22 protein-coding genes are annotated in these 23,139 nt (G+C 52.9%); 14 read left to right on the top strand and 8 right to left on the bottom strand.

The genetic code is table 11. The features are described 5' to 3' along the window. Positions 1-42: 42 nt before the first annotated feature. Positions 43-1,308 (bottom strand): ATP-binding protein, encoded by a 1,266-nt coding sequence (locus JMJ97_RS08695; RefSeq protein WP_260699949.1) that lies wholly within the window; start codon positions 1,306-1,308, stop codon positions 43-45. A gap of 72 nt (positions 1,309-1,380) precedes the next feature. Here JMJ97_RS08695 and JMJ97_RS08690 point away from each other — a divergent pair, with 72 nt between their 5' ends. The 7 genes from JMJ97_RS08690 (at position 1,381) to JMJ97_RS08660 (ending at position 10,236) form a co-directional block, all read left to right on the top strand. Next, positions 1,381-1,710 (top strand): transposase, encoded by a 330-nt coding sequence (locus tag JMJ97_RS08690; RefSeq protein ID WP_324252745.1) that lies wholly within the window; start codon positions 1,381-1,383, stop codon positions 1,708-1,710. Positions 1,711-2,561: 851 nt separating this feature from the next. Continuing rightward, complete coding sequence (locus JMJ97_RS08685; RefSeq protein ID WP_260699945.1) at positions 2,562-4,226, top strand: B12-binding domain-containing radical SAM protein; 1,665 nt, start codon at positions 2,562-2,564, stop codon at positions 4,224-4,226. Then, positions 4,223-5,422 carry an MFS transporter gene (locus JMJ97_RS08680; protein WP_195622436.1) on the top strand — a complete coding sequence of 400 codons (1,200 nt, stop codon included), beginning with the start codon at positions 4,223-4,225 and terminating at the stop codon, positions 5,420-5,422. Before JMJ97_RS08685 ends, JMJ97_RS08680 begins: the two co-directional genes overlap by 4 nt. After that, complete coding sequence (locus JMJ97_RS08675) at positions 5,406-6,647, top strand: hypothetical protein (RefSeq protein ID WP_260699943.1); 1,242 nt, start codon at positions 5,406-5,408, stop codon at positions 6,645-6,647. Before JMJ97_RS08680 ends, JMJ97_RS08675 begins: the two co-directional genes overlap by 17 nt. After that, the gene (locus JMJ97_RS08670; RefSeq protein ID WP_260699941.1) at positions 6,628-7,644 is read left to right on the top strand and encodes a ThiF family adenylyltransferase; all 1,017 of its coding nucleotides are present in this window, start codon (positions 6,628-6,630) and stop codon (positions 7,642-7,644) included. The genes JMJ97_RS08675 and JMJ97_RS08670 overlap by 20 nt, the downstream gene beginning before the upstream one ends. Positions 7,645-8,120: 476 nt before the next feature. Continuing rightward, the gene (locus tag JMJ97_RS08665) at positions 8,121-8,669 is read left to right on the top strand and encodes a hypothetical protein (RefSeq protein ID WP_238057832.1); all 549 of its coding nucleotides are present in this window, start codon (positions 8,121-8,123) and stop codon (positions 8,667-8,669) included. Between the two features lie 1,288 nt (positions 8,670-9,957). Next, positions 9,958-10,236 carry a hypothetical protein gene (locus tag JMJ97_RS08660; protein ID WP_260699939.1) on the top strand — a complete coding sequence of 93 codons (279 nt, stop codon included), beginning with the start codon at positions 9,958-9,960 and terminating at the stop codon, positions 10,234-10,236. Positions 10,237-10,263: 27 nt separating this feature from the next. Here JMJ97_RS08660 and JMJ97_RS08655 read toward each other — a convergent pair whose 3' ends face one another. Then, positions 10,264-10,629, bottom strand: coding sequence for a hypothetical protein (locus JMJ97_RS08655; protein ID WP_260699938.1), 366 nt, complete (start codon positions 10,627-10,629; stop codon positions 10,264-10,266). A gap of 14 nt (positions 10,630-10,643) precedes the next feature. After that, complete coding sequence (locus tag JMJ97_RS08650; protein ID WP_238057836.1) at positions 10,644-11,153, bottom strand: hypothetical protein; 510 nt, start codon at positions 11,151-11,153, stop codon at positions 10,644-10,646. A gap of 766 nt (positions 11,154-11,919) precedes the next feature. On the opposite strand from JMJ97_RS08650, the gene JMJ97_RS08645 reads away from it, so the two are divergent. Both JMJ97_RS08645 and JMJ97_RS08640 read left to right on the top strand, forming a co-directional pair. After that, positions 11,920-12,348 (top strand): hypothetical protein, encoded by a 429-nt coding sequence (locus JMJ97_RS08645; RefSeq protein ID WP_260699936.1) that lies wholly within the window; start codon positions 11,920-11,922, stop codon positions 12,346-12,348. A 156-nt stretch (positions 12,349-12,504) separates the two neighbouring features. Further along, positions 12,505-12,846 carry a BspA family leucine-rich repeat surface protein gene (locus JMJ97_RS08640; protein WP_334199553.1) on the top strand — a complete coding sequence of 114 codons (342 nt, stop codon included), beginning with the start codon at positions 12,505-12,507 and terminating at the stop codon, positions 12,844-12,846. Between the two features lie 75 nt (positions 12,847-12,921). Here JMJ97_RS08640 and JMJ97_RS08635 read toward each other — a convergent pair whose 3' ends face one another. Then, the gene (locus JMJ97_RS08635) at positions 12,922-14,187 is read right to left on the bottom strand and encodes an ATP-binding protein (protein ID WP_260699935.1); all 1,266 of its coding nucleotides are present in this window, start codon (positions 14,185-14,187) and stop codon (positions 12,922-12,924) included. A gap of 188 nt (positions 14,188-14,375) precedes the next feature. Continuing rightward, a complete protein-coding gene (locus JMJ97_RS08630; RefSeq protein ID WP_260699934.1) occupies positions 14,376-14,594 on the bottom strand; it encodes a helix-turn-helix domain-containing protein in 219 nt (72 codons plus the stop codon). A 139-nt stretch (positions 14,595-14,733) separates the two neighbouring features. Here JMJ97_RS08630 and JMJ97_RS08625 point away from each other — a divergent pair, with 139 nt between their 5' ends. Continuing rightward, complete coding sequence (locus JMJ97_RS08625) at positions 14,734-18,033, top strand: CAP domain-containing protein (protein ID WP_260699932.1); 3,300 nt, start codon at positions 14,734-14,736, stop codon at positions 18,031-18,033. Positions 18,034-18,428: 395 nt separating this feature from the next. Beyond that, positions 18,429-18,752 (top strand): hypothetical protein, encoded by a 324-nt coding sequence (locus JMJ97_RS08620; RefSeq protein ID WP_260699931.1) that lies wholly within the window; start codon positions 18,429-18,431, stop codon positions 18,750-18,752. Positions 18,753-18,764: 12 nt separating this feature from the next. Here the strand turns inward: JMJ97_RS08620 and JMJ97_RS08615 are convergent, their stop codons facing one another. After that, the gene (locus tag JMJ97_RS08615; protein WP_260699930.1) at positions 18,765-19,004 is read right to left on the bottom strand and encodes a hypothetical protein; all 240 of its coding nucleotides are present in this window, start codon (positions 19,002-19,004) and stop codon (positions 18,765-18,767) included. Positions 19,005-19,448: 444 nt separating this feature from the next. On the opposite strand from JMJ97_RS08615, the gene JMJ97_RS09690 reads away from it, so the two are divergent. The 3 genes from JMJ97_RS09690 to JMJ97_RS08605 all read left to right on the top strand — a co-directional run bounded on the left by JMJ97_RS09690 (position 19,449) and on the right by JMJ97_RS08605 (position 20,573). Beyond that, entirely contained in the window at positions 19,449-19,568 is a 120-nt protein-coding gene (locus tag JMJ97_RS09690; RefSeq protein ID WP_422110718.1) for a restriction endonuclease, SacI family, read from the top strand. 153 nt (positions 19,569-19,721) lie between these two features. Beyond that, positions 19,722-20,273, top strand: coding sequence for a ParA family protein (locus tag JMJ97_RS08610; protein ID WP_055287551.1), 552 nt, complete (start codon positions 19,722-19,724; stop codon positions 20,271-20,273). Next, positions 20,274-20,573 carry a ribbon-helix-helix protein, CopG family gene (locus JMJ97_RS08605; RefSeq protein ID WP_217108483.1) on the top strand — a complete coding sequence of 100 codons (300 nt, stop codon included), beginning with the start codon at positions 20,274-20,276 and terminating at the stop codon, positions 20,571-20,573. Between the two features lie 1,134 nt (positions 20,574-21,707). On the opposite strand, the gene JMJ97_RS08600 is transcribed toward JMJ97_RS08605, so the two are convergent. Next, entirely contained in the window at positions 21,708-22,307 is a 600-nt protein-coding gene (locus tag JMJ97_RS08600; protein ID WP_055287556.1) for a helix-turn-helix domain-containing protein, read from the bottom strand. A gap of 188 nt (positions 22,308-22,495) precedes the next feature. Next, entirely contained in the window at positions 22,496-22,654 is a 159-nt protein-coding gene (locus tag JMJ97_RS08595) for a ribbon-helix-helix domain-containing protein (RefSeq protein ID WP_082421961.1), read from the bottom strand. Between the last annotated feature and the right edge of the window lie 485 nt (positions 22,655-23,139).

Below are 23,139 nucleotides of genomic sequence, written 5' to 3'. Positions count from 1 at the left end.
AGATCTAAAAACTGCGGCGTTAATTTCACTTCGCCCACAGCATTACGGCGCGAGCACATCCAACGGAATAACTTGGACGCCGCGGTCGGTAACATAGGCTTGTGAACCAAATCCAATGATTGCAACTTTCGAAACCGGTGGGTTGTTTCCGGCGGCAACCATACGTTCCTCGACAGCAACAAGATTGTCAGATGCCTCTTCGATTTGAGCGGAGCTGAGCTTAACTTCAACTGGGATCCAGGTCCCGCCAGGAGCCGCAATGACTGCATCGACCTCTAAATCACGAGAATCGTGATAGTGGTAGAGGCTCATTCCGTTTGCTCGCGCATAGACCCACAAATCATGGAGTGCCAACGATTCAAAAAGTAGTCCAAGCGTCTTGAAATCTAGCAGCAAGGTCTCCGGAGTCGCCCCGAGCGCAGCGGCCGCCAGTGACGGGTCAGCAAGATGATGCTTCTTTGATTCTCTTAAGTGCACAGGAGATCTCATTGCTGGATTCCATGCGGGAATATCGCGAACGAAGCTGACCCGAGCGAGAAGAGATATATACGATGCCGCTGTTTGTCTCGATACCTCTCCACCAAGATCAGCTACGAGCGTCTTGAGTGTCGCCAAAGTGGATTCATTGCGCGCAAGCGATTCGATGACAGCTTTGACCTTTTCGGGATCGCGTCGAGAGCCATCAACACGAGACAAATCTTCTTCGGCAACTATGCCGATATAACGTTTTGCCATCGCCGACGCAGCCAGCACATCGCGCCCGACCGCCGCGGGCCATCCGCCGCGAACAACGCACTCGGCAATCGAGGCAGAATCCAACGACCCGAAAGCGCCATTGAACTTTTCGCCAGAAATAATGCTCGACAGCTTAACCGCACCGCTAGATTTCCCAAGTTCGAAAAGCGTCATGGTATCCATGCGCAATTTAGCGAACCTTCCAGCACCACTGTGCATCGGCCGCTCATTGTCTCGCGGTGTCGCCGACCCCGTAAATATGAACTGGCCAGGCTCGCCGCCGCGGTTGTCGCACTCAAACCGTGCCGCGTCCCAAAGTTTCGGAACCTCCTGCCATTCGTCGATCAGCCGCGGCACCTCGCCGGAAACGGCAAGCGCCGGGTCCGTCTCGGCACGCAAACGATTCTCGAAGTTGCGCGACGGATCCATGAGAAGGAGCCTGGACGCCGCACGGGTCCCGGCTGTGGTTGTCTTTCCACACCATTTCGGTCCTTCGATGAGAACGGCACCGAATATCCCTAGCATCTGGTCGAGCTCAGTTTCGATAATTCTAGTGTAGTACTTTTTTGGCATATTTTTCACCATTGTTTACCAGCGCGTTTAACTAAATTTACTGTTTTCATTTAACCAGATTTTGCTTTTTCGATTAACCAGATTTTCGTATTTCAGTTAACGAAACAGATTAAACATGACGAGTCAAGCCACGACAGGCTCGCGTCGTACTGCGGCCTGGCGCCGCGCAACTGCCAGGCGGGGACCTCGATCTCCTCGGTGACGGCATCGCGCCAAGGCAACAAAAGGCTGAAGAACCTGCTCATATTCTCGTGCAACGACCTTACCCGGACAGAGGGAAGATGGAGCGACTACTACGCCAGGTGCCGAGAACGGGGCATGCCGCACGGCAAGGCGCTCAAAACGCTGGCGCGAAAGAGGTTGAAGGTCACCTACGCGATCATGCGGGACAGGGTGCCCTAAGCCGCCTAGTCGAAACGCAGCACTCCGAACAGACTGGAGTCCGCCGGTCGAAAGGCCTGGCGTCAGCATTTCGCGATTCAATCTCGCGAACGGCATTCCCCGGTTGACAAAACTATAGGAACACCTGTGCTGTTACTCCTGCTATGCGCGTGATTGAGTATCCGCTAGCTTAAACACTGCTGAATATCGCGTAACAGCACCGCCGTTATCATGTGTTGGCATCTGGGCAGACGCTGGTCCTTGTGCCCTTTTATTGCTAGCGCTCCATCTGCAGCACTGCCGCATGATGGCCTCTCCCATGTCGGCCCAGATCGCGTCTATGTGAAACCTCCTCGTTCAGTCGACCGCATGGCGGCGCGAGTGTAACGGGATGCCTGGAGATGCATTTAATAGCGGTGCCTGACGGCAATATTCGGTCAGGAAGACAGCGGTGCTGATTCGCAATACAGGTGGTGTCGAAAGGGCCTAGGACTCATGTGATTGCATAAGCCGCAACAGTGCTGAAAAGGCTAACTGCTTTTGTTCGTGCATTGGCATCATATTCATAAAAACAACCGGTCCCGACGTTGAATCTAAAATCATCGTTTAGCATTGATCCTGGCTGTTTCCAGAAAGCCACTAGTTTTTTAACTCATACATGAAAAGGAGGTGACGAAAATGGAGAAAGAGGAAATCGAGCTGGCCAGCGATAAATCGGCTTCCGACATCGAGATCACTGTTGAAGAACTTCTGGACTTCGACATTGATGTTGATCAGGTTATACAGCGCCGCTGCTAAGGTCTGATAACACAATCGCCTCCGTTCAATGTGACGGAGGCGATTCCTATTCGCCCGAAAGAAAGGAGCTCAAGTTGAAGGTTGATTTCACTCTGATCAATCCGGTGAATCACTACAGGAAGACCCTTGTTGATAATCTGGCCATCTTGAATCTAAGGGCCGTTTCTGAAGCAGCGGGATTTTCAACTCACGTTATTGACTTTCAGCGTAAGTTCCTCGAAGAAGAAAAGACTTTTTCAAAAGAAATCTATCGGTGGTTCTCCGACGAAATAAAAGCAATCGACTCCCATGTTTTTGGTGTTTCGATCATGAACGCCTCTTATATCTGGGGCATCATGATAGCGAAGATTATTAAACGGGCGCATCCCGAATCGGTTATCATATTTGGTGGTCCCCAGATCACTTCACTTCGAGAAATGGTTTTTCAGGATTGTCCCGAGGTTGACTTTCTATCGATCTTTGATGGGGAAGAAACCCTCCCGCTTCTACTCGAATATATTGCTTGCGGCGCTCAGGGCGATTTACCTAAAAATTCGATTTCTAAAACCGGGGATTCTGGATTATGCGAGTTGATTGAATACGACATTAACAACCTTCCGGAACTCGACTACTCCAATTCATACGGCATGAACGTGGTCAACATTGAGGCAGGTAGAGGTTGCCCGTTTAATTGCTACTATTGCTCATCCAGAGTGCTTCTCGGTCAGAAAGCGCGATTTCTTAATGTCGACAAACTGCTCGAAACCTCGCAGCGTGTCTACGATTGCATGGCAAAAACCGGCACTCTTTCTTCAATTAACTATAATCATGATAACTTTTTAGCATCGCACAAGTACTTCTTTGAATTTGCAGTCAAAAAATATGCAATGAATTATGATTTCAAATACAACTGTGAGGGACGAATCGATACGATAACTCCCGAGATCATTGGCCTACTTAAGGCAACCGGATGTATCTCCGTATTTGTTGGCTTGGAAACTGGCTCGCAAAGAATACAGCGAATCTGCCGGAAAAACTTGAATCTTAAAAAAGTAATTCCTACCGTAAAATCCATCATTTCCTCTGGCATGAGATTCGAAACCAATTTTATCATCGGTTTTCCAGAAGAAACATATTCCGAAGTACTCGACACCCTTGCCCTTGCTCAAGAAGTCGCGTCGACCAGTTTTATGTCAAACGTTGACTTTTCCTATATGAGCCCAGAGCCTCTTACTGATGTTGCTCAAGGGGTGAATAAAGAGGATTATATCATCGTAAAAGAATCTCAGTATTACTTAGATTTACTTGCTGCCGGAATTGACCCAAACAGCCTGTCACCTCTTCATTTCAATCATCTGTACACAGTCAGAAATGAAAATTACGACATTCTTGACGTGCTCGCGCGTGCCGATACGTATTTTGATTTGATAAACCATTTTAAATTCGCAACCTACCTTATGATTCATCGAGATGGTAGAAGCATTGAAGATATTTTTGAAATGTGTCGCGATCGTGATGCATTTGCCGTTGCAGAAAGCTATACGGCAACTCTAGATCAAGCTGGTGTGTATTATGCGGTTTCTTGTTTCGAAATCGACCGGCTGGCAATAGTTCGTCGAGAAGAAAGAGCGCAGGATGTCCTATTCTATCGATACCCTGTTCAAAAGCTTTATCAGCTCTTCATTGAGACTATGAACATTTCAGGCTTCGAATCAGTGGCGAGCACCCCGACAAAAATAGTCGTTAGGAGTGCCAAATGAATAAGAATGCCACTGCGCAGCTGCACATCTATTCCGCCTTTTTCGTTCTCGCGGGATTTGTTTTAAATCGGGGAGTGTTTCTACTTTTCCTTGCGGAGAAAGGAATGTCTGTCACGGAAATCGCGCTTTATCAAGCCCTGTTTAACATTGCAACGGTCGTCCTCGAGCTGCCAACAGGGCTGATAGGCGATTTCTTTGGAAAGAAGTTCTCGATTCAAGTGGGCGTGCTGCTGCTTTTCTTCCATACGGCTGGCATGCTGTTGCTCTCAGGCCCCTTTCTCGTCGCGCTTTCCCTTGTTGAGGCACTCGCCTACTCCCTTCAATCGGGATCCGAACAAGCACTTTTATATGAAATTGCCCGAAATGCCGGTCAAGGAGAGCGCTTCCTCACCATCAACGCTCGGCTGCTTGCCGCGCAATCAATCGCGACGGGAGTGGCAATCGTACTTGGATCATTCATTGCCCAAGTATCTTGGAGTGCCCTCTACGTATGCGTTTCCGTTTTCTATCTCCTGCAGCTTTTCCTTCTGTATCCCATTGAGAGGATGGAAACGACCCATTCCAAAAACTCTGGGGAGGAAAGGTTTGACGTAGCCAAGGTCTTCAGACGCGAAACCTGGTGCATTGGAGAATCCGCTTTTGCGGTGTTGCTTCTTCTAATCGGCACAAGCATGCTCGATGGATTCTATGGGAGTTATTACAACTTGAATCAGTTGGTATTCGACGCATTTGATGCTCCCGTCTCCATAATAGGAATCTTTTTCGGTGCATCCTATGCAGTAAATGCGACGGCCTACATTGCAGCAGATTTCTTCTCATCGCGTTTCGGGAAAAGAAATACCATGCTCGGCTCGATGCTAATCGAGGCCGGTCTTTTCATGATTCTTCCGTGGTTCGCTTCAAATCCGCTGTGTTTGTTTGGCCTTAGCATGGTGCTTTGTTTTCTCCCAGAAGTGGTGTACATCACTTCGGAAAACTTAATCCAAGACGCGATAGCGGACGATCTCCGCGCGACGATCCTTTCCGTCGCGTCTCTGGTAAGGGCTCTCTTTTCTGCAATGTTTTTCTCCATATTTGGATATGTGTTGGGGTTATATCCCATTCAGATAGCGCTCGGTGTTATTGGCGCAATCGCGATAGCAATTACCGCCGTTGTTTCTTTAAAAATGGTAGGAATACATGTCTCCAAGAATTGATATATCGATTGACGAGCTGCCCGAAGCGTCGAGCCTTCTTGATGGACATGACTATTCGTCACAAATCATTCAGCGTATCGCCGGGGTTCCAGTAATACTCGATGCATCGGGATGCCCTCATTCCCCTTTTTTCGAAGTTGAATATGATGACAGGACGATTAGGTTTACAAGTCGACATGATAATGAGCATATTGTCGAGTTGGGGAGGAAGCTTGACTACGTCCATCACAATTGCAGCGGCTTTCTAAAGACTTTCTTTTTGAGAATAGATGTAATTGATGGTCACTGCTATTCGCTAAGCAATCATGCAAAGTCGCTGTCCATTGCATTCCGGACCGGAGGAAGGGTGGGACCATTTTTACATCTCCTCTCTTCTCACTATTTTTGTGTCAATGATTTTTCTGTTACGCGAATCGGAAGGCAGGAAGTCAAACTGAGCAGCGCTGCGTGCACTCAGACTATGACGATAAAGCGCATCGAGAATAGATGGATTGACGTCTTGTGTTTTCTTCTCGGAAGAACCATGGCAAGCTGTAATACAAACATGCCCTTATTAATTGAGCGCTATTGCAAGAGCGCGCGGCTGCACCATGGATTATCTGGCATAGAGGCTTTTATCGTTTTTTCAAACAAGCACTCTCCCTATTTCACTGACGAAGAAGGACGTAGGAACATCCTCTCTCTCGTTGACACAGAGGCAATCAGAAGACTTCTGTCGCCGAAACTGAAAGACCCCTCCTTCGATTACGGCGTGAATAAATCCGATGAACAAAGAGAGATAACTGCGAAATTATCAATTTCATGCGACAAATACTACCCCAATAAAAAGATTGTAAAACTTATAGCGCTTCAATTATCATCGTCAGGCAGGTATTATCCAAAGCTCATGTCGAGTGATTATTTCTCTCCTCAATCGGATCAGGCGGATGTGCACCTGCTTTTAATTCCGAATACTTTCAATGACCCTATTTTTATCTACTATCAACTCGCACTACTGACGGGCTTGGGCAACCGAATGCGTCTCCAAAAGTATTTATCGGTTTTGAGCAGGTATTTTTCTGGCATGATTTCGCGCCAGGAGTTTAACGAGAGAGCCGTCGAACTGTTTGGCGAGGCTGCGTGTTTTCTGCCGATCGGACGACTCTCCAGCGCCTTCTTCATGCGAAACACTTTTCCAGAAGAAGGCTTGAGGGAAAGGATATTAAATGTTCTATTGGAACGATAGTGCTTATATCAGGAGAGATTCCAACGAACTTATATTGCAAGGATTAAAATCGCGAGTGAGGGTCAAAATCTCTGATTTGAGTACGAATCTTTTTGAACAGCTCGCCAAACAAAATATGATAGATGAGACGAGCCTTGAATCTCGCGAGCAACGATTCTTGCTAAGGCTCAACGAACTTGGTTTTCTAGAAACTGAAGAATACGAGCTGGAATCACCCCGCTCGAGGACAGCTCGCTTTTTGTCTTATTATTCCGACGCTCCGCTGACGTTACTTAAGCAAATCGGTGCCGTTCATCTTGCCATCGTTGGTATGGGCGGCATAGGGCAGGTGGTGGTGGAGCATTTGGCTGCTGCTGGAGTTCGGCATTTTACATTAATCGACGGGGATCGAGTTGAGAGGTCAAACGTAAATCGTCAGTTTCTTGTTGGTCCCGACGAAATAGGAGAAGCAAAAGTAGAGGCAGTTTCCAAAACACTCGTCAATCGCTATCCGGATCTTTCGCTTAATCCAGTTGCGTCTTACGTCCGCTCTGCCGAAGATCTCATGCGTTGCGTTCCTTCGAGGACTTCAATGCTTGTTTGCGCTGCAGACTGTGGGGAAGGGGTCAATCCCAGGTCAATAGTTCTTGAAGCATGTATAGAAAAGGACATTCCCTGTGCATTTTGTGCTGTTGGAGTAGCTGATGGGGAAATTGGGCCTATTCTCGAAAAGAAGAACGATATGAAATCCTATCTCTCTTTCCTCCAACAAGCTGAAGAAAACATAGTCCACATGCCCGTGCCAAAGGGATCAATTTGTTTTACGAACAGTCTCGTGGGAACTGCGCTTGCAATGGAGATATACCGATATCTTTGTATAGGATCGAGTCCTATACATCAACATACATGCTTCTGCTCCTTCATGAACTTTAAGGGTTTGATGTACAAGAGGGTTGGCAGCGAGAATGATACGAATTCTGTAAAAATCCCTGTGAAGCATTGGCTTGACAATGTCTGACGGCACTGTCGGACATCTACGCGTGGGACAAGCGAGTAACGCGAGCGATTGTAGGCAACTAGCAGCCCCAGCTGCGTCTTTGACGCAGGTTCAACGTCTGACATCTTGAATGTCTGACGTTGAACGAAGCTGGCGTGCAAAATGGCCTCACAAGGCCATTTTGCACCGTCTCAGGGGCGCGATTCATGGTTTGCCGCTGCGTCCGTTATCGTAATAATCTCCCGTAGGCACCACCGCGCACGCCGCCGTATCTGTGTCTTTTATCGTAATAATTTGAGAACTGGCTCCTTTTCCCCCTTGTCCGTTATCGTAATAACAAGGCGCGCGAGTATCCTTCCCCGGTCCAAGGGCGGAGCCCTGGCAAGCGCCGAACCGCCCGGGTCGGCGGCAGATTTGTACACACATTTACGATGGGGGTACAAGTATGCGTCTCTTGCGGGATTTCTCGTTTATCGGCAGAAAATCGAGGTCAGAAGATGGATGAGTTCTTGAGTATTGAAGATCTGCGGTGGGAGTTCGGCGCGTCGCGAGCATGGATGTACAAGTATCTGGCGCCGCATATCAAGTCAATCACCGTGAAGTGCTCGACCGACGACGGCGAGCGCCTGTGCAAGCGTTATAGCCTCGATGATGCGCGGCGCGTGGTCGCCGAAAAGGCTCGAGCCGAGGTCTATTCCGTGCCCGTTAAAGCGGACCCCGGGAAAAGCAGCTATGCTCCATACCGCCGCCCGCGGCGCGTACGAATCAAGACGAGCGCGTACATCGCCGAATATATCGTCGGCTTCGGTCATCTCTGGCAGATCGACGAGATTGCAGAGGAATGCTGCGGTAAGCGCTCAAGAGAGGCGGCATATCAATTCATCTACCGTAACGCCTGGATCGCAATCGTGTTCGGTAACAAAACTTTCTATATCCCGAGGCGCACCACACCGCAATTCGTGGCGGCAGCAGTCGAGGTGTTCGGAGACGCTGCCCACACCGTCGAATACGCACGCGGTGGGCATAAAAGTGACGCCACGGAATAGCAGCACTATGTAACAAATGAATAAGTGAACGGCGTAAAAAGTGAAAAACCGAACTACGCAATATCGACAATGCGACATAACGCAATAACGACAAAGCGGAATAGCCGCACTATGTAACCATGTAATAACAGAACTATTGAACATCGGACTATTCGGCCCTGAAATCTGTCCGCAAGAGTCGTACGCTGCCGTACAAAATGCCCGGCAGCGTACCGCCGCAAGCGGCGCACGCTAGAGCTCTGCCCTAGTACCCGGCACTCGCGGCGTTAGCTCATTGTTCTGCAATTCAACAGTTACGTTTTTCAGTTTTGTCGTTATCACGTAGTTCAGCAATTACACAGTTACGTAGTGTCGCAATTGCTTTGTTCGGCTGTGTCGCAGTTCAGATATGAACAACCGTCGCAGGCGCCGGGTACTAGGGCAGAGCCTTGGCAGTACGCGGACGGCCGAAACGCAGTTTTGTACGGCAGCGTACGACACTTGCGGGCGAGCTCCGGCTATGCCATTGCTGAATTACGACAAAACGCAACAACAGAGCTGTGTAACCGCAGCATAACTGACTTACAGACGATATGAAGAACGTAATGAATGAACTAGTGAACTGCGACATAACCGAAAAAGCGAACAGTTATAAACCCAAAAAACGCATTGAAACAGGCGAGATGTTTTAAATCTCAGCCACAAATCGAGAACAGTGGCGTCCCGACGAGCCGTGGCAAAATAGTCGCAGTAGTCATAGGCATCATCGGGACTGCGCATCACGGCAACAAGCTCTCCGTTGTGCGCATCAACAACTGCATGTCGAAATCCCATCGTCTGACGCATCATCCGGTTGCGCTGCCGCTCGATCTCGATCGCATCCAGCAGGAGGTGGCCATCTGTATGGCCATGAAGGGCGAGTAGCCGTTTGCGGGGCCAAGCTGACCGCTCGCGTTGAGCGGCAGCAGCACCCGTTGGAGCGATAGTTCCGCAATTTGTTTCACGAATTACCGTCGAAATGTTTCGCGCGCTGGTAGATGCAAACACTGCTTAAGGGCACACCCAAAGCACCACAAAGTGCCGCCACGCAGGTCAAGGCCGAAAAAACGACCTCACCAGATGCGTTTTACGACACAGAAAATGGGTGTCGCGAACATCCCACCACCCTAGGTTCAATCGCCCCGTAAATCGAATCCTGTTGAGTCGTCTACCTGCGACTTTGTGATATTTGCTACCGCCGTGTCGTGAGCGAGAATCGTGTCCGCACAGGGCGATATATTAGGTAAAACACCCGAGGGAAAGGAATAGCATGAGCAACACACAGGAAATCGTTCAACGACTCGAACGCGAGATAGCAGACCGATCTGCCGCAGTTGAGGAGGTTGATGCTTTTAAGAACCAGCTCGCACGGGCCATCAAGGCCTTTATGGCCGCCGACGAGGCAGTTCGCGGCCTCAACGACCATGACAGCGAGATCGACACCAAAATTGCAGCTGCTATTGACGAGCATCTTCGAGCAATCGACAGACTGTGCCGCTTCGGCATCGACGGTGGATTCGGCGAGGAGCATCCCGTAAAGGAGTACTAGACCGCTGCATGGCCATGGAAGCCTCATTTATTTGCGAAGAACATCGGCTAGCCGCAGGATTGAAATCATCGACCGATAAGTGAGTTCCACTTTTTCGCCCGCAAGCAGTCGTTTCGAGCCAATCGCATCTAGCCCCACAAGCCGAGAAAACAGCGGGCCGCTCATCGTGCCATCGTCAATTGATTCCCTTATGGTCTTCAAAACGTCCGTATCATGAAGCGACGCCGAGCTGTAGGGGGCAACACGAGCGGAACTCTCAATTAACGACGAGACAAAAGGATGGAGATGCTTTGGACATAGTCCATCAAACACCACATCCCCATTGTCATCCGAGCCGACCAGGCGCCAAGTATAATGATCGACCCAGTCATCTCCGTCATATATGGCGTCCATGAGCAACTTCCCGTCTAGAGAGAGAAACCTATTTGGACATCGGGGCGCAAGACCGCAAGCCATATCGGGCCTGCAGCAGCTCCAACCCAACGCACCACATAGGTTCCCTTTCGTACATGTGTATCAATCTGCCCCGAAATGCCGGTGAATGCAATTCCAGACCCGTTTGTCGGATAGCAATCGACGTATTTTTGTTTTCCGCTCACAACCTTGTATAGATATATCGTTCCAGCAAAAGAGAAGGGATCGTTCGCAATTTTGTCCGGAAGAACTTGCCACCTCAAAATCCCGCTACCAATATGGTCAAGCTTGACCGTTCCGCCGTCCCCCTCAAAAGTGGCAAGGGGATTTACCCCAGACTGAGAGTCGGCATCGCCCTCCTTAGCAGTTATCAGCAGGCTGCCCGTATAAGACTGCTGAGGCTCACCTTCAGGACAGGCAGCCTCGGCCCAAGAAGGGCCACCCAGGCAGAACAGTCCGAGCAGCATCATTACCAACAAAAGAAAACCCTTAGTTCTTTTCATCTATATCCCCAACGTCTCTCGACATTTGTATATCGTGACTATTTTAGATCTATATGGCCAATTCGGGCCCTCACCAGGGCAATTGTTGCAGCTGGGTTTCTTTCCATTGAAATTTCACTTTGGTAAATCCCCGCCCCTAAGCATTAAGCCCGAAGTCCACCGAGTGGGCAAAAGCTAAAGAGGGTCGAATCCGAAGCAGTTCCCAGACAATTGGCGTTCGGCCAGACACTTCGGTTCAGCCCTTTCTTTCCAGGACTCTATAACAGCAAAGCACCTGCTAGATGGGCTTTTTGTGGGTGGGTAATTGTAACAGCTGATTGAACTGCAACGCGCTGGGGCCAATAGGGCGAGGCAAACTAGCGAGGCGTGCCGTCGCGAGTGTAATCGCCACGGTCGACGACGCGGTCGTCCAGCTGCCGCGGCACGGCGCCACCGCCGTGCTCCTGGCCCGCGGCGGACAGAAGGAGACACTGTTGGGGCCGATGGGCTAAGACCGTTGCCGACCAAGTGCCATTAGCGTCCATTAGCACATGTCAAACCCGTCTGATTCTGTGGGTATAGGGCGGCATTTCGCTGAGGTCGGAAACTCCCGCAACCATTGATTGATTTCGACATGTTCGAAATTCATATTACGCATATGGGTAATCATCATATATAGGATCTCTCAAGTAACCTAAGCAACCGAACCGGGGCAGAAAGGCGTACAAACAAGCCGCGACGAACAGCTTCTTCCGCATTTCTTTAGGCAAGCGAAAAGAGGGATGGCATGACAGCCAAGAGCTACGTAAAGATCGTTATTGTTGGCTTTGCACTTTGTCTTGCAATGGTGCTATGTGCATCATTTGCGAAGTATAGGTCCGAGCAATCGTTTATTGATGGCGCTGAAAACGGTTTTGGCATAGACGGGATGTATGTCAACGATGGCGCGACCAGGACGTCTATGGCGATTCTTGCAGGCGAAGACATGGAATGGCAAATCTGTAATGACGATGGCTCTTGTCTGAGTGGTCGTTTGGCCGCAACGAGCGATCCGAATTCGTTCGATCTTCTCGACAATGATGGAGCGGATTGCGGTTCTGTTCACCTTTCATATGCATCGCGAGATGGGATGGACGGCATCCTCTACGTCTCCCACGAAACTGACGATTTCAAGATGCGCAGAACTAACCGAGCGCCGGCTTTTATCGAGGAGTGAGAGTTCCCGTCGGCCTGCCGATCAGGCCGCCGGGGTATCGAACCCCGCATTCATCCGTACACACACGGACGAATGCGGAAAGCAACCGTGGTATTCCTACAGGAATCGAATCCGTGAGGTCGTTGTCCTGGATACCTGGGATCCAGAGAGCGGTAGATACCTGTTCGACGGTCTGACCCAATCGACCTATCGAAACTCGATACATCGGATTGCACGACCCTGGAGGGCATGTTCAGGGGATGCTCAAGCGTCACGGAGCTTTTTGATCTCGACCGTCTTGACGCCTCGAACGTCGAGAACACGTCCTACATGTTCCTCAACTGCCTGACGCTCAAGGCCGTCAGCATCTTGGGATGGGAGGCGTCCGGAATCACAGACGTCGACCAGATGCTCAGTGGCTGCTCTACCTACATCCTCGCAACCGAGGAGCAGCGCGAGTTCCTGAACAAAATCACCGGCTCCACGCAGCACGGAATTTGGACCCGCAACCTTTCTTAGCCCAGATCAAAATACCGGTTGTTTCCAGAAATCCTCCAGGCACCTTCTAGAGGATTTCTGGAAATGCAAATAGCTTTAGATTCCGAGCGTATCGACCGGAGCAACAACGATGCCTTCGCTAGTTACGTAAGCCGGCATACCAAACCCGATGACGATGAGTTTCGCCGCAGGCGGCCTCTCCCCGCGATCGACCAGCTTTCGCTCGAGTCGAAGCAGATTTTCCACTGCCTCTGGGACTTGGGGGCTCCCAAGCTTGACCTCAACAGCAACCCACGAGCCGTCACGACGATGGACAATCGCGTCGACCTCTAGGTCGTCAGCGTCGTGGTAGTGGGATACGGTCGCATCGCTGACCGCCGCGTAAACCTTGAGATCGTGTAGCACAAGGGATTCGAAGAGCAAGCCAAGGGTCTTCGGATCGGATGACAACGACTCCGGATCCGCGCCGATGAGGGCGACGGCGAGCGATGGGTCCGCAAGGTGCCGCTTCGCGCCCTGCCGCAGCTTCACCGGCGACCTGAGAGCCGGATGCCACGCGGGGACATCGTCGACGATATTGATACGGCGCAGCGCGTCCATGTAACCGGTAATCGTATTCTTTGAGACGTCAACGCCCAAATCCCTTTCGATGGACTTCATCCCGGCAAGGGTCGATTCATTGCGCGCAAGCGAGGAGAGCAAGGCCCTTACCTTAATCGGGTCGCGTTTCACTCCATCCGCCCTCGAAACGTCAGACTCGCAAACACCGTCAATATAGGCGGCGGCTATCCGCATCGCGTCGGCAGTTGTCTTACCGACCGCTTGGGGCCAACCGCCGCGGCAGAGCAAATCCGCGATACCGGCGATACCGGCGATGGATCCGAGTGACGCCGCAACGGGATCGCCGGCGAGCAGCGCCCCAAGCGAGACCGCTCCCGACGAAATGCCGAGCTCGAAAAGCGTCATGGTATCCATCCGCAAACGGGCGATTCGACCCACACCGCTGTGCATCGGCTGGTTCTCGGCTCGCGGCGTCGCAGATCCGGTGAGAATGAACTGTCCGGGCTCCCCTCCCCTGGCATCGCATTCGAATCGCACGGCATCCCATAGCTTCGGTTCCTCCTGCCATTCGTCGACAAGCCTCGGGGTCGGTCCGACAATTGCCTGGGCCGGATCGAGACGAGCGAGCTGGAGGGCCGCAAAACCGCCAGATGGGTCGGAGAGAGATAACGATGACTCGGCAAATCTCTGGGCTGTCGTTGTCTTTCCACACCATTTCGGCCCCTGAATGAGCACGGCACCGAAAATGCCAAGGTCGCGCTCGACCAAGCAGTCGACGCACCGTCTTATATACCTATCCATCGCCTTTCCCTCCAATCATCCACTTGAAATTATACTGTCTATCTGCGTCGTTGGGACAAATAACGATGACTTATTGGGACGATTGACGATTGTTCGTTGGGACGATTGACGATGGTTCGTTGGGACGATTTCCATTTTCTTAAGGCACTAATCAACGAGACCCACTGTGAACTATGAGACGGATAAATTTAGCTGACGCCTCTCATGAGTTCAGCAATGCTGATTTGAAATCCGTCGGCAATCTTCTTGAGATTTGAAAGGCTGACATTACGCCGCCCGACTTCAATGCTCGCGTAGTAGGAACGATCCATTTCAATCAAATTGGCGAACTGCTCCTGACTGCACCCGAGTCCAGCGCGGAGCTCTTTGCATCTCATGCCGAATGATTTCTGAAGCGTCGTATCCATGACAAAAAGAGTCATGGATTGTTGTATAAAAGCCAACGGACTATATACAATAATCCCAGTTAAGGCGCATAATTATCTCTATTGGAAAGCACTCTGATGCCCAGTCGGATAGGGCACGGAAAAGGAATGGAACAGCACAATGACTCAGGGAAAGCATTTCGCTGCCGGCGGCGATCACTTCGCCGCACTGCCAAGCAAAAAGATTCACGCTCCGAAGGGGATCGCGCGTCTGACCGTCACCGCGGCGACCATGGCCGCCATGACCGGATCGAGCCTCATCTCACCGTTCACGGCATTCGCCCAGACCGGTGACGGGGGCACACAGCACCCCGCCGTGATGTCGCCGATCGCCGCCCACGCCGGCGCGGCATCCGGTACCGGCGCAAAATCCGCCGCACAGACCATTGCGGACCTGCAGAAGGCGGTCGACGAGGCGAAGGCGAAGGAGGACGCCGCCAAGGCATCCTACGATGAGGCCGCCGGTCCCTACAACGAGGCGGCTTCCGCCCGCGACCAGGCCAAGGCATCCTACGATTCGGCAGTCAGCGCCGGCACGGCAGCCGACCGAGCGGCAATGGACGAGTACGCCCGTCAGGTCGAGGAGGGCAAGGACGCCGCCGATGCCGCCGGCAAGGACCTCGAGCAGGCGAAGGCGGGTCTCGCAGACGCCAAGGCGGATGCATCCGAGAAGGACGAGGCGTACCAGTCCGCCATCAAGGCGGCCCAGAATGCCAAGGATGCCCTCGATAAGGCCAAGGCCGATGCCGTAAGCGCCACCCCGGAGGCAATCAGTGCCGCCGAGCAGGCCGTGCGCGATGCCCAGGCTGCCGTGGACAGGGCACAGGCCAATCTCGCCAACGCCAACGCGACGCTTGCCGATGCCCAGTCCAAGCTGGTTGCGGCCCAGTCTGCAAAGGATTCCGCCGATGCCGTCCTCGCCGCAGCCCAGCAGAACAAGGACGCGGCGGATGCGAAGGCCGCAGCCGCCAGCGCCGCCTACGAGAAGGCGAAAGCAGACCTCGCTGCAGCGGAGGCAGGCGCGAGCGGCCCGGAGTACGATGCGGCAAAACAGAAGGTCGCGGACGCGGAGGCAGCCCTCGCTGCCGCACAGGCGACACAGTCCCAGTGCGAGTCCGAGCTCGAGCAGGCGCAGTCCGCTGCAGCAACGGCGCAGACCGAGCTGAATGATGCCCGGGTGGCCCTCTCCGCGAAGCAGCAGGCCGCGGCTGATGCCGAATCCGGTGTGAACGCCGCCCAGTCCGCCCTCGATGCCGCGAACGCCGACCTCGATGCGGCCAAGCAGGCGAATGCCGACGCCGTCGCCAAGCTGGACGCCGCGAAGCAGGCTGTCAAGGACGCCGAGTCCGCCAAGGCAGCCGCAGACGTAGAGCTCGCGAACGCCAAGACCGCAAAGGATACCGCAGACGCGGCCGTGACCGCCGCCCAGCAGAAGGTCGACGAGGCACAAACGAAGGTGGATCTCGCAGGCGCGCAGCTCAAGCAGGGAGCCATCGGTTTCTTCAAGGCCATGGGTGCCGATTCAGCCATCGAGATCATCCAGAACTGCACGTACAAAGACTACACCGAGATCGGAAACAGTCTCGACGCAACGGGCCTTGAAAACATGCTTTCGTCCATCACGGTCATGAAGAACGTGAACGCCTACCGTAAGTCCGTCGGCCTTTCCGAGCTTGAGGTAAGCTATAAGCTCATTGCGGCAGCGATTGCAGATGCAAACTATTCGACAAAAAATGTAGAGCATGCCCAGCAGTTCGATGTCGGTGAAAACCTTGCCTGGAGCTATCGCGACCCCTGCAAGGCCTGGATCTATCAGGAAAAGGATCTGTTTGACAAGACTGCAGCATCCCTTGGTGCGACGAATCTTTCCGGAAAGGACGCCTACGACTTCTGGTACGCCAACCAGGACAAGTTCGATTACTACCGTATCGGTCATTACATGAACATCATCAACCCTGACTATGCTGTCATGGGATGCGGTCTGAACGATGACACCCGTTTGACGTTCTCGCTCACGCTGCAATACGGCGGTTGGGCCGGTTCGGGCTGGAATACCGGAGCCATCTCCGTCGACGAGTACGAGCAGAAGCTGACCTCCTACATCAACGGCCTGAAGAACGCCAAGAGCGCACTCGACGCAGCCAAGGCCGATCTCGTAGCCAAGCAGCAGGCAGCCGCCGGCGCCGCAGCAACCGTCCAGCAGAAGCAGGATGCCTTCGATGCCGCACAGACAGGTGTCGATGCCGCGAAGCAGGATGTCACCGATGCCCAGTGTGCCGTCGATGTAGCCAAGGCTGATGTCGCCGCCAAGCAGCAGGGCGTCACGGATGCCCAGACCGAGCTTGATGCGGCGAAATCGGACCTCGATGCCGCCAACGTAGCCGTCGATACGGCAAAGTCGACCGTCCAGCAGAAGCAGGTCGCCTTTGATGCCGCCAACGCAGCCGTAACGGCCGCACAGTCTAAGTTGGATTCCGCCAAAGCGGACACCGTATCCAAGCAGCAGGGCATTACGGATGCGAACGCGGACCTCGCGAAGTTCTTCCAGGACGTCGCCGACGCCAAGAAGGCGCTCGATACCGCAAAGAGCGTCCATGACGCGGCGACAGCCGATCAGGTCGAGGAGGCGACCGTCCTCGCCGCCGCCGAGCAAAAGGCAGACGCCACCGCACGCGCCCTCGCGGATGCCCAGCGTGCCGTCGATGCCGCAAAGGCCGACACCGGCGTTGCCGCCGACAAGCTCACCGGCTCCCAGACCGATCTTGTGGGCGCACAGTCGAACCTCGACATCCTCACCGGTCTTGCCGCGAAGCTCGCAGAGGCACAGCAGCGTGAGCAGGATGCAGTAAAGGCCGTCAATGACACCAAGGCCGCGCTCGATGCCGCGAAGGCGGATGCCATCGCCGCCGAGTCCCTGGTCTCTGCCGCCGAGCAGACAAAGGCGCAGGCAGACGCCAAGCTGTCGAAGCTGAACTCCATCGATGCCGGCGCGGCGATCGCTTCCGGTCATGACGCGAACGCGGATGACGCCCTCAACGCGCTTTTCGCCGCAGCAGTCGAGGCACGTGCCAAGGTCGCGCCCGCCAAGGCTATCCTGGACGAGAAGCAGGCCGCGGTGGACGGGCTCCAGCCCGGCTATGATGCGGCACTCGCCGCCTACGAGTTGGCGAAGTCCAACCGCATCGCAGCGGAACAGAAGCTTTCCGATGAAATTGCACGACAGGAGGCGGAGGAGGCCGCAAAGCAGCAGGCGGCATACACCCCGAAGCACCTCGCCGGCACGGATACCGCCCAGCCCGGCAGCCTCGCCCAGACCGGCGACCGCGCGGGACTCATCGGCGAGACGTTCGTCATCGGCGGTACCGTCCTCGTGGCAGCCGGCGTCTTCCTCGATCAAAAGAAGCGCCGCGAGCAGATGTAGTGCAAATCGCATAACGACTCGGAAAAGGGGAATCCCGCAAAAGGGATTCCCCTTTTTCGTCTCGCCAGCCACGGTTCGTTGAGGCAGCTTCAGCTTAAGGGCCACAGATTAAACCGATCTACAACTGTGCGCACATGTTAGCATGGTCATATGGTCACCTATTTACAGCTGCGATTATGATGCAATAACTCAACCGTTAGTGCTTATTAAACAGCCAATCGAAGCCAGGCTTGCCCAGTGTTTGGCGCATCTGCCCCACCTGAATCTCCGTCTCCACGCCATCCTTGCCGATGACGGCGGCCATGTTCTCAGCGGTCAGCAGCCAAGATAACAGACGGGCGGATCCAGCTCAGCATATAACGTTCGTTAATACATGACCATGTTAATGTAGTCATATGTTCACGTATTACAAGCTGGGACCTCATGGATTAGAGCTCGAGCCGCGCCCGTGCGTCCTTGGCGTCTCGCGTCCGACCGTCATCAAATGGCTCAAGCCGGGCTGGTGCGATGAGTGGGATGAGGTCGTAAGGCGGATGGACGCCGGCAACGTCACACCCATCCGCCTCACGGACGACGGGATCCCGTGGACGCCGGAGGCCGTGGCCGTCAGGGCGTCCGGCGGGGAAATCATCGGGCTCGATGCGTGGGCATGGCGAAGGTTCTTACCGGAGCCTATGGTCCCGACTCTCCCGGTCGTATTCCTACGATATCGCCCCTAAATCACCAATGTGTCAGATAAAGAATGATGCAATGGCTATGATCACGCCTACGGCAGATGCAACAACTGCGCCTTTTTTCCTCTCCTTTAGTCCGACGAATAGGGTTGCCGTAAAGTAAAGGGCGGAAATGCAGTCTATGGCAAGCAAAACGAGTTCCTTGGGCGGTTTCAGCAAAAGGTCGCTAGCAAAGAGTAATGCAAGCAGGGCAAAGCCGATTGTGTTCAAGTATCTCGATTGATTTTGCGACAGCATGGCAACCGCCTTTTAGAACATGCAAGTGAAAAGTCGGTACGATGTCATTGCAGTTGCAAACAAGCCGCTGCCAGGACCGGTTGTCACGAGACCGGCGATAACGCATTTTCTCGGTTTCCAGCTCATGACAGACCCCTCTCTCATGGTGAAACGCATACATTATGAGATATGCACATTATCTCGCTAATTAATTTCAATATCCATCATCTAACACTAAAGAATACTGACTCACTGATTCAGTGACGATGCGTTTTTACCCTTGCGTTCCCACTCGCGTAATCGCCTCGCCGCGTCGGCGGTCGGAAGGGTCTCCGTCTCGCAATCAGCGACCTTGTAACCGTATCTGTCGAGCCCGGCGGCAAGCGCATCCCAATCGATGCGCTTCCAGTCGCCGCCCGGCGCGTGCTGTATCACGAGGCCTCCGGCGACCATGAGCCCGTGGATATGCTCTCCTTGCAGGCCAGCGATGATTCCGCCGGTGCATACGATGCTAGGTCGCTGTGCCGGCACTGCGCAAACGTATTGTCCTTTGTGCCCCTTTTGGCAACTTTAGCCCGGCTGTAGGTTAAACCAACCCACAGTCATGAGCACGGTAACGTAGTACTATACTAATTACTTAACATGCTCATATATTTCTAACTGCGACTTAGAATTACTTAATGTAGTCATACGTTAATGTGCTAATATATGACTATGCTATTTCAGAAAGGGGAGGACATGGCGACGAACATCCTGCTAGTCAATCAGAAGGGCGGCGTCGGCAAGACGACGTTCGCCGACGAGATCGCCTGGGGTCTCGAGCGCCGCGGCCACAAAGTCGGATTCGGCAATCTCGACCCTCAGGGCGGCGCGAACCACGAGAAGAACCTGCTCGACGACGAGGACGCCGTGAATGTCATCGACACGCCGGGTTTCCTGAGCGACGACACCGCCGAGTATGCCAAGAATGCGGATATCGCAATCATCCCGGTGCAGCCCGGCACGCTGGGCCTGAAGCCCATGAAACGCACGATCAAGGTCATCACCGAGGCCAATCCTGACTTGTCGTTCGCGATCATCGTCAACAACTTCGCGGCGAACCAGACCGTTGACAGACAATTCCTCGAGCTTCTTGAGGCCGACGACCTTCCCGTGCTGGGCACTGTTCCGACCGCGGCGGCATTCAAACAGGGCGCGGCCCTGGGCAAGCCCGTATACGAGATCGCGAAAAACGGCAAGGCCGCCCAGGCGATTGAAAACATCCTGAACGAGCTGGAAGAGGTGCTGTAAATGGCAAAGTTCAAAAAGGCGACCTCATACTTCGACGTCGCAGCGGAGAAGGCCGAGGAGAGGCAGCAGAAAATCGTTGAAAGCGCATCTGAGCCCCAGAAACCGGCTCCTCAGGTGCGGAAAGCCGGGCGCCCCAAAAAGGGCGCTGAAGGGGCATCTGAGAGGCTTGTTCAGCTGTCCGTGTACGTTCCGGAGAGTTACCGAAAACGTTTGAAGCAAGTGGCGCTCGAGGAGGACAAGTCCGTATCGGATATCGCTCGGGAGCTTTTCGATCGCTATCTGGCCGAAAAAGAGTTCTAGTTGAGTTAACGGGCACCGAAAGGTGCCCGTTTTTCTTTTACCTTGGCCACTGAGAGCCGATTTAAGACCCCGTTTTATCTATCAGTGAGAAAACGGTCGAACCTCACCGATAGGACGTCTTATTTTCGATTCTGTAGCTCCCTGCCGGTAATTGAAGTGAGGTTGACCAAATGTCGGTATCCAGATCAACCGGAAAACGGATTCGGCGTCATTGCCGAATTGTAGGGCTTGCAACTAAGTGGGATTAGTTCGCCCGGGGAGCCGAAGGCGACGCCGGCGCTGAGGGCTGGCAGCGACGTAGTCGGGGAGCTGGGGCGTTAGCCCCCACACTTTTGGCCGAAGGCCATGCCAAGGAGCCGTAGGCGACGCGGAGTGAGGCATAGCCGAACGGAGGGCAAGGAGGCGCAGCCGACGCGCAGGGAGCCGTAGGCGACCGGAGGGCGAGCGTAGCGAGCGCCAAGGAGCGGTAGTGACGCGGAGCGAACGCAGTGAGCGGAGGGCAAGGACGATGGCTTTTCTTGTTTGTATATCGTTCGATTATTAAATGCTTTCTGGTGGATTTCTCTGTTTCCCTCTTGAGCTCAGACTAAGTGAATCTAATTCACTCTAGTCAGACTTGGTGGGTTGTATGAACCCATAGATGTGGTTATTTCAACCCATAGTTGTGGTTATTTCAACCCATAGTGCATGGGTTAAATGAACCCATAGTTGGCATGGGTTATTTCAACCCATAGTCTCGTGAGACAACCCATAGTTGATAAGTTGGCCCAGGTTAACACAGGCTCAAACTATGGGTTGAAATAACTATTTCGGTACTTTTTAGCGTTTTCCGATCGCTTTCTATGGGTTGAATTAACCCATAGCCAGAAAAGTGGCTTAAATTTTCTATGGGTTCTTTCAACCCATAGCTCTACCGTCACAGAAAAGCATCAGCGATCCCTGTGAGCAAGTCTATGGGTTGTCCTAACCGATAGACTTGCTGAAGAACCGTTATTTAACCCCCTATCAATAAAATTATTTTTCGTCTAGCTATGGGTTAAACCAACCCATAGCTAGACTGTAGGTTGGTTTAACCCATAGCTTGTAAGGAAAAGAAATAGGGCTATGGGTTGTATGAACCCATAGCCCTTCAAACTAGGCAGAATGCTTTGCGTCCCACTGAGCTTTGCGTTTCGCCGAATTCTCAGCACGTTGCTTTTTCTTGCCCTCCTCGACTTCGAGTCTGCGCTTAGCGATCGCCGTCATATCGAGCCGGTACTCAACCGATTTGTTATTCCCGCGCGGCGACTTAATCAAAAGACCGAGTTCGACAAGCTTGTCGATTCTCTTTTTAACATTCGAGCGATCCGACTTGACGTCAGCCGCCATGGTGGCAAGGCTGATGTAGCAGGTTGATTTGTAGACGTCCTTGCGCTGGAACGACCAAATCCGCCCCATAATATCGGTGTCGAGCCTAGGCAGACCGAGCTCGAGCATCCATGGCGGCTTGATGATCGCGACCTTCTCGCTGACCATATCCTGCACCATGTGGGCGACACGGGACGATTCATCCGATGCCCGGCGAAGTACCTCGCGGTGACTCTCACTATTGGCCATGGCGGCATCTGTGACGGCCTGATTCGCGAAATCGGACGCCGTCCCCATTCCAGACGGGTTTGCGGGACCGGACGGGTGGCTATCCGTGTCCCACGGATAGCCACCGCCCACATCCGGTTTTAAATTTTTGGTATCCATAAACTAGCCTCTCGTTGAGGCTATCTAGCCATCAGCCGAAGTGATGCCATAGTATTTTGGTAGTACTTCAACATAGGGGCCCAAATCGAAGCATACGTGTGCTAGGATTGCAGGTAACAGGCCAGAAAGCCACATTTGAACATGAAAGAAGCCCTTCTTACTTGGCGGTTAGGGGGCTTTTTTCATATCTATTTTTGCTCTTTAACACGCTCCAAAAACTCGGCGATAGCGATCGCCGCCATAGACGACTTAGCTACACCGCGACTCTTCGCGTAGTCATCGAGATCACGCCAAATTTCGAGAGGCAGAGTAACCTGGATTCTTTTCTTCTCCTCGGCCACTGCCATAGACAATTACCTCCTTCGTTGAACAAGCGAAATCGTACCACTACTGATTGAAACAAAGCGTATCACAAATACTGTCTAAAATACAAACTAACACAAAGTGGTACACCTAAATTCGCTAAATCTTTCCCATCGGTCAGATAGGCGCTCGAGTTTCCAAAAAGGACACAGGAAATTGCCAAAAGGGGCACAGTGAAACGTCCCTAGAATCAACTGTTACGATAAAAACAGGGGGTAACTCCGCGGACACGGCCTAGCGCGCTGCCATCCAGTGCCGATTCTGCCATACTCGCAATTCGGCAAGGATGAGGAGTATGAATTGATTGGGGCTTATAGGACAACACCAAAACCGGCATCGACGGCTCCATGGATGATTCGGATTCCAAATAGGCCCTGTTAGTTGAGCTACTTCTTTGCCGGTGTCGTATACGAAACCGCTATACCCGCGGCAATTGCCACGAGACAGCTCACGATGAATCCGAACTCAT

Source organism: Collinsella aerofaciens (assembly GCF_025289055.1).
Classification (GTDB): Bacteria; Actinomycetota; Coriobacteriia; order Coriobacteriales; family Coriobacteriaceae; genus Collinsella.
The sequence above is the reverse complement of the archived record's forward strand: the minus strand, read 5'-3'. Positions and strand labels throughout refer to the sequence as shown.

Bases quoted from the DNA above. Each gene is read 5' to 3' on its own strand.
- JMJ97_RS08680 (WP_195622436.1), top strand. From the start codon at position 4,223: ATGAATAAGAATGCCACTGCGCAGCTGCACATCTATTCCGCCTTTTTC.
- JMJ97_RS08620 (WP_260699931.1), top strand. From the start codon at position 18,429: ATGTTCACGTATTACAAGCTGGGACCTCATGGATTAGAGCTCGAGCCG.
- JMJ97_RS08605 (WP_217108483.1), top strand. From the start codon at position 20,274: ATGGCAAAGTTCAAAAAGGCGACCTCATACTTCGACGTCGCAGCGGAG.
- JMJ97_RS08610 (WP_055287551.1), top strand. From the start codon at position 19,722: ATGGCGACGAACATCCTGCTAGTCAATCAGAAGGGCGGCGTCGGCAAG.
- JMJ97_RS08675 (WP_260699943.1), top strand. From the start codon at position 5,406: ATGTCTCCAAGAATTGATATATCGATTGACGAGCTGCCCGAAGCGTCG.
- JMJ97_RS08665 (WP_238057832.1), top strand. From the start codon at position 8,121: ATGGATGAGTTCTTGAGTATTGAAGATCTGCGGTGGGAGTTCGGCGCG.
- JMJ97_RS08600 (WP_055287556.1), bottom strand. From the start codon at position 22,307: ATGGATACCAAAAATTTAAAACCGGATGTGGGCGGTGGCTATCCGTGG.
- JMJ97_RS08670 (WP_260699941.1), top strand. From the start codon at position 6,628: ATGTTCTATTGGAACGATAGTGCTTATATCAGGAGAGATTCCAACGAA.
- JMJ97_RS08615 (WP_260699930.1), bottom strand. From the start codon at position 19,004: ATGCTGTCGCAAAATCAATCGAGATACTTGAACACAATCGGCTTTGCC.
- JMJ97_RS09690 (WP_422110718.1), top strand. From the start codon at position 19,449: ATGCTCTCCTTGCAGGCCAGCGATGATTCCGCCGGTGCATACGATGCT.
- JMJ97_RS08655 (WP_260699938.1), bottom strand. From the start codon at position 10,629: ATGGACGCCATATATGACGGAGATGACTGGGTCGATCATTATACTTGG.
- JMJ97_RS08695 (WP_260699949.1), bottom strand. From the start codon at position 1,308: ATGCCAAAAAAGTACTACACTAGAATTATCGAAACTGAGCTCGACCAG.
- JMJ97_RS08595 (WP_082421961.1), bottom strand. From the start codon at position 22,654: ATGGCAGTGGCCGAGGAGAAGAAAAGAATCCAGGTTACTCTGCCTCTC.
- JMJ97_RS08645 (WP_260699936.1), top strand. From the start codon at position 11,920: ATGACAGCCAAGAGCTACGTAAAGATCGTTATTGTTGGCTTTGCACTT.
- JMJ97_RS08635 (WP_260699935.1), bottom strand. From the start codon at position 14,187: ATGGATAGGTATATAAGACGGTGCGTCGACTGCTTGGTCGAGCGCGAC.
- JMJ97_RS08630 (WP_260699934.1), bottom strand. From the start codon at position 14,594: ATGGATACGACGCTTCAGAAATCATTCGGCATGAGATGCAAAGAGCTC.
- JMJ97_RS08660 (WP_260699939.1), top strand. From the start codon at position 9,958: ATGAGCAACACACAGGAAATCGTTCAACGACTCGAACGCGAGATAGCA.
- JMJ97_RS08650 (WP_238057836.1), bottom strand. From the start codon at position 11,153: ATGAAAAGAACTAAGGGTTTTCTTTTGTTGGTAATGATGCTGCTCGGA.
- JMJ97_RS08625 (WP_260699932.1), top strand. From the start codon at position 14,734: ATGACTCAGGGAAAGCATTTCGCTGCCGGCGGCGATCACTTCGCCGCA.